4 protein-coding genes are annotated in these 4,977 nt (G+C 57.9%); 3 read left to right on the top strand and 1 reads right to left on the bottom strand.

The window, feature by feature from the left end:
* Positions 1-1,301 (bottom strand): hypothetical protein (locus tag ABX749_RS21530; protein ID WP_372897793.1); only part of this gene is annotated, 1,301 nt, incomplete at its 3' end.
* Positions 1,302-1,601: 300 nt separating this feature from the next.
* On the opposite strand from ABX749_RS21530, the gene ABX749_RS21525 reads away from it, so the two are divergent.
* The 3 genes from ABX749_RS21525 (at position 1,602) to ABX749_RS21515 (ending at position 4,842) form a co-directional block, all read left to right on the top strand.
* Positions 1,602-2,885 (top strand): TIGR03364 family FAD-dependent oxidoreductase, encoded by a 1,284-nt coding sequence (locus tag ABX749_RS21525; RefSeq protein WP_372897792.1) that lies wholly within the window; start codon positions 1,602-1,604, stop codon positions 2,883-2,885.
* Complete coding sequence (locus ABX749_RS21520; protein ID WP_145218335.1) at positions 2,878-3,561, top strand: phosphonatase-like hydrolase; 684 nt, start codon at positions 2,878-2,880, stop codon at positions 3,559-3,561. Before ABX749_RS21525 ends, ABX749_RS21520 begins: the two co-directional genes overlap by 8 nt.
* A 372-nt stretch (positions 3,562-3,933) precedes the next feature.
* On the top strand, positions 3,934-4,842 hold the full coding sequence (locus ABX749_RS21515; protein ID WP_372897791.1) for a hypothetical protein: 909 nt from the start codon (positions 3,934-3,936) through the stop codon (positions 4,840-4,842).
* Positions 4,843-4,977 lie beyond the last annotated feature (135 nt).

Below are 4,977 nucleotides of genomic sequence, written 5' to 3'. Positions count from 1 at the left end.
TTCGATTCCGCCGTCTGGGTCGGTTCAGGAGCAGTTGGTTCAGGAGCAGTCGGTTTGGGAGCAGTCGGTTTGGGAGCAGTCGGTTCAGGAGCAGTCGGTTCAGGAGCGATGTCTGACTGGGCGCTGGTTTGCAACACCGAATCGGCCGAGGGAGGTTCACTGGGAAAGGTAAGCGTGGCACCGTTGAGCAACGCTCTTTCCTGCTCGGCCGCATCCGGCTGCCGTTGCGGTTGTGGATGACGCACTTTCCACTGCTGTTTGGCCCGCATCGCAATCGTCAACGCGGACGGCTCCTCCGCGGTCGTTGACTGTTCCTCCGCGATCGCTTCCCCGGTTCGTTTGATGCTTTGGATCACCTCGTCGACGTCCATGACTTCGACGTCGGTGCGATTGGTGGTGGTGAGATCAGGGGTGGGCGTTTCCGCCGACGGTCCATCGGATGAAACCAGTTCGGCATCGGCTTCCGCCGGCGTGATGGGATCGTCGCTTTGGTCTGAGTTTGTGTCTGCCGCCGCGTCATCGTCAGCGACGACGGTGACCGGATCCACGGCACTGGTTGAATCCTCGCCGGATGAATCCTCACCGGTTGCATCGTCATTCGAGGAGCCCATCGCGTTTGGGGCGACGCGTCCGCCGCCGGCCGACTGCTGCGTCTTGGGGGACGCCGGAGCGGGTTTGGCAGCGCGGTCTCGGTTTTGATCGGTCTCGGATTGTTCTCGGGCCGCGACCGGGTCGGTTGATTGTCCCAAGAGATCAAACAAGGCGTTGGCGCCTGACGCGTACAGAATCACCGCGATGATCGGGACAGCGATCAGGGTCGGCGAAGCGATCTTCAGCAGCCGGATCGAGTTGCGCTGCCGACGTCCCCAATGGTGTCGCTCGAAGAACGATTGATCGTCGTTGGCCAGCGGAACCGTCTGCGTCGGGGGCTGATCATCAATGACATTGAATTCGTCGTCGTCGTGGTCGCCAAAGACGTCCGCATCGGAGATCGGATCTTGGGGCTCCCAGGCATCGGGCGATTCCCAAGCGTGTTCGATCTGATCGATCGACGGCCGCGGTTGGGGCCGGTCAGTCGGGAATTCATCGTCATCGATGCCGATCATCGAGACGCCGGAAGGGCACGCGACCTCGTCGAGATCGATTTCCGCATCCAAGTCGATTTCATTGCCGTCGGGGTCACTGCCCTCGGGTTCACTGCCCTCGGGTTCACTGCCCTCGGGTTCACTGCCCTCGGGTTCATTGCCCTCGGGTTCATTGCCCTCGGGTTCACTGCCCTTGGGCGAAAGCACAATCGCCATCGGCGGCAGCTGTTCCAGCCATCGCTCCGCCGGCAGGGTCGCGCCGCACGACGGACACTGAACCGAACAGTCGTGAGGGAGGCATGTGGCCGGCAGACGAGCGGGGTCGCCGCAGCTGGGACATGAGACTGTGAGCATGGGGTACCCGGGTGAGATAAGACGACCGCATAGTCTAACCCGATCCCGGGCGATTCCCACCTCGTGACGAACCAGAGGCGTGTTTCATGTCCCCCCTGATGGCCGGCGGTGCCTGTCGATACCGCCCACTTTCTATCAATCTGTTCGCAATCTCTGTCTGCAATGCGAAAAACCTTTCTGGCAGGACACCCGAACAGTCGGCAACGGGCCGCCATCCTGTTCTACTCACCGAAGATTGCGTTTTTCGTTGAACCAAGGCACAGCAAGAGACTCGGCGTGGAGATTGAAGACAAATTTGATCTGATTGTGGTCGGGGCAGGCGTTCTCGGGACGTTTCATGCCTATCAAGCACTGCTTCGTGGCATGCGAGTGGTGTTGGTCGACAAGAACCTGCAGCCTCAAGGGGCGACCGTTCGCAACTTTGGACAAGTCGTTCCGTCCGGTATGGACGCGACCTGGCAACGGTTGGGCCGAGAGAGCTTGGAGATCTACAAGTCGATCCAAGCGGAATTCGATCTGTCGGTTCGGCAAGAAGGAAGCGTCTACCTGGCTTCGGATGCCGAGGAGGTCGCGTTGATCGAGGAACTGCACGCGATCAATCGTCAGGAAGGCTATCGATCCGAGTTGTGGACCAAAGATCAATGCAAGCGGCGATACCCGTTGTTGAACGACGGATATTGTTTGGCGGGGCTGTTTTTTCCCGAGGAGATTTCCGTTGACCCACGCAAGATGATTCTTCGCTTGCACGACTACTTGCGAGAAACGTTCGGCTTGACGATTGCCTTGGGAACCTGCGTGCAGCGTTTGGATCGGCAGTCCGCCTCGACGGTCACGGCCCACTGCACCGATGGTCGCATGCTGCACGCCGAAAAAGCGATCGTCTGTTCGGGCGTGGAATTTCGATTGCTGTTTCCCGAATTGTTTCAAACCAGCGACATCGAAGCGGTCAAATTGCAGATGGTGATGCTCGCGGCACAATCGGTCGGGGCGTTGCCGGGCAACGTTTTGACCGGGCAGTCGATTCGACGCTATGAAAGTTTTGCCGCCTGTCCGTCGTATCGTTCCATCAAACAACGTGAAGATTCGGAAAGCTTTTGGAGAAAATGGGGCGTCCACATCCTGTTCAAACAAGAGCTCGACGGACACATCATCTTAGGCGATTCACACGAGTATGCCCCGGCGGCTCGATCGGATGAGCTGAGTGACGAGATTCAGATGCCGATCAATCGGTTCTTCGTTTCCGAAGGGCGACAGATCATGGATCTGCCGAACTGGGAGATCGAACGGACTTGGTCGGGGCTGTATTGCCAATCAAAACACCCCAAGGGTATTTTTCAACACACATTGGATCGAGACATCCATGTCGCAACCGCGATCGGCGGCAAAGGCATGACCGGAAGCGCTGGATTCGCCAAGCAACACCTTCAGGAAATTTACGGTGATTGAATTAGTCGTCTTTGACATGGCAGGAACAACGGTGGACGAGGACAACGTGGTCTACAAGACCGTTCGTGCCGCGATCAATGCTGCCGGATATCAGTTCACGCAAGCTCAGGTGCAAGCGACGGGGGCCGGGAAAGAAAAGTCACAAGCCATTCGCGATGTCCTGGCACTCGACGGCAACGCCCACGACGAAGAAGAGATCGCCGCGATCTTTGCCGATTTCAAAGTGCGTTTGCGGAGCGCCTATGACGAGTTGGATGTGAAGGAGCAGCCGGGCGCGAGTGAGTTGTTTCGACAGCTTCGTCAACGTGGGGTCCGCGTCGTGTTGAACACCGGTTATGACCGTGACACCGCGAGCAACTTGATCCGCAAGATCGGCTGGAGTGTCGGCGAGGATTTCGACGGTCTGGTCACGGCATCGGATGTCAGCCGCGGTCGGCCTCACGGCGACATGATCATCAAGGCGATGAAGGATCTGTCGATTCAGTCTGCCGAGAACGTGGCGAAAGTCGGTGACTCTCAAATCGACATTCATGAAGGCCAAGACGCCGGCTGTGCGATGTGCATCGGGATCACCACCGGCGCTCAGTCACGCGAGTTGCTCGCCCAGGCGAAACCGACACACATTATCGACCGGTTGATGGATCTGCCTCCGCTGCTCGATGCGTCCGCCGGATGAGGCTACGCCGAGTCGCCGCAACGCAGAGTGATCTTGTTTTCTCGTGAATTGCGTTCGCCAATGACACGCGTTTTCGACTCCACGAAAATCGGAGAAAGCCGCAACGACGCCGCAAACCTGCTTCGGTTTATCGTTGTTGCGACTGCGACGTCTCCAAGATGTCTATAGTGGTTGGAGACGACTGTGCAAACCGGCAATCGAGGAGTTGAGATGAACGTACGCATTCCCGCTACTTGTTGTGTGTTTTTCTGCCTGATGATGCCGCTAAAGATGCAAGCGGAGGATGGGGAGAAATCGGAAACGCACTCTGTTCGAGTTCAGGTGCTGTTAGTCGAGTCCAACGGCAAACTTGATCATGACGATCGTCTCCGGTTGTCAGGACCAATCGAAGAGGTGATGGATGCGGTCAGTGACCTCACCGCTCAGGGCAAGGCGACGATCGCCAATCACGCTGAGCTGACGGTCTTGGAAGGGCAGCAGACCATGCTTCAGGTAGGCGAAACGGTGGCGATTCGAACCGGCACCATGCGAACGGGTACCGTGCGAACCGGCAGCGGCCGTGAATCGAATGTCTACCAGGACGTCAGTATTGGAACGTTGATCAAGCTGACGACCGAGGTCGTGGACAACCAGGTGCTCATTGAACTGGACTTCTCAAAGTCGTATGTGGCGCCCAGTGGCGATGACGATCAATCCGAGCGACCTCAAGGCACGTCGCAGCTGACTCATCAAACCACACTGCGAATCAAGAACGGCACTGCGCAGATGATCGGCAGAATCATGTCGCGAGAATCCGACGATCGGAGCCCTGCGGTTCAGCTGATCGTATCCGCCGATATCCTGGAGTCTTCGGAAATGGGCCAAATTACAAAATTCAGGACCAACCCCCGGCAACCCGCACGCAATTTCTCTGCCAACAGTCGTTTCGCTGATCGGTCGAGTCGCGGAGCTTCCTCACGGACGCCGCCGGAGGAGGTCCTTCGCCGAATCGCCACGGCAATGTTTGATAGGGCGGACGCCGATCAAGATGGGATGATTTCAGAAAGCGAATTGCCTCGCCTTTCCCCGCGCGACGACAGCGCAGAGCCTCCGATCAAAAAGGAGCAGTACCAGGACTGGTTTTCGTCCCACTATCCGCGAAGCCGCAGCGGCGGGGCTCCGTCAAACTTGGGACGGCGCCCGAGTTCATTGCAACCGCAAGCTCGGCCGCAAGAGTCGCTACCACAGGAAAAAACTGACGAAGAAAGCAGCGTCGAAGGCCCAGAGTCAGGCGACGAATGAAGCTAGTGCTCCTTGTCAACGTGCGTTTCGGGTAGGCGGTAGTGGACGAGGCGACGAGTCCTCTGCATCCTGGCCGACCGCGCCATCCGACGCTGGAGATCGACATTCAACCGCGATCGAAATCAGCCTATCTGT

This window comes from Stieleria sp. (assembly GCF_041595215.1).
Classification (GTDB): Bacteria; Planctomycetota; Planctomycetia; order Pirellulales; family Pirellulaceae; genus Stieleria; species Stieleria magnilauensis.
This window is presented reverse-complemented; position numbering and strand designations above follow the sequence as displayed.